The organism is Paraburkholderia sp. SIMBA_054, from assembly GCF_046534875.1.
In the GTDB taxonomy this organism is placed as follows: domain Bacteria; phylum Pseudomonadota; class Gammaproteobacteria; order Burkholderiales; family Burkholderiaceae; genus Paraburkholderia; species Paraburkholderia hospita.
This window is the reverse complement of record NZ_JAWRXV010001119.1, coordinates 1-258: the sequence shown is the minus strand read 5'-3', so window position 1 is coordinate 258 and position 258 is coordinate 1. Positions and strand designations below refer to the sequence as shown.

The window sequence follows — 258 nt, the reverse complement described above, 5'->3', positions numbered from 1 at the left end:
AAGTGTTCGTGTCGCTGTTCCTCGACGCGCGGCATCGGCTGATTCGCAGCGAGGAAAGCGCGCGCGGCACGCTCACGCGCATGGCGGTGTATCCGCGCGAAATCGTGCGGCGGGCGCTGGCGCTCAATGCGGCAAGTCTGATCGTCGCGCACAATCATCCGTCGGGCGCGGTGCAGCCGAGCGCCAGCGACTGCAGTCTCACGCGCACACTGCGTGAAGCGCTGGCGCTGATCGACGTGCAACTCGTCGATCATCTCG

At 66.3% G+C, this 258-nt stretch carries 1 protein-coding gene; it reads left to right on the top strand.

Annotated features, from left to right (window positions below; translation table 11 throughout):
* Positions 1–258: JAB domain-containing protein (locus tag SB822_RS58640; protein ID WP_410859313.1), on the top strand; the 258-nt coding region annotated here is incomplete at both ends.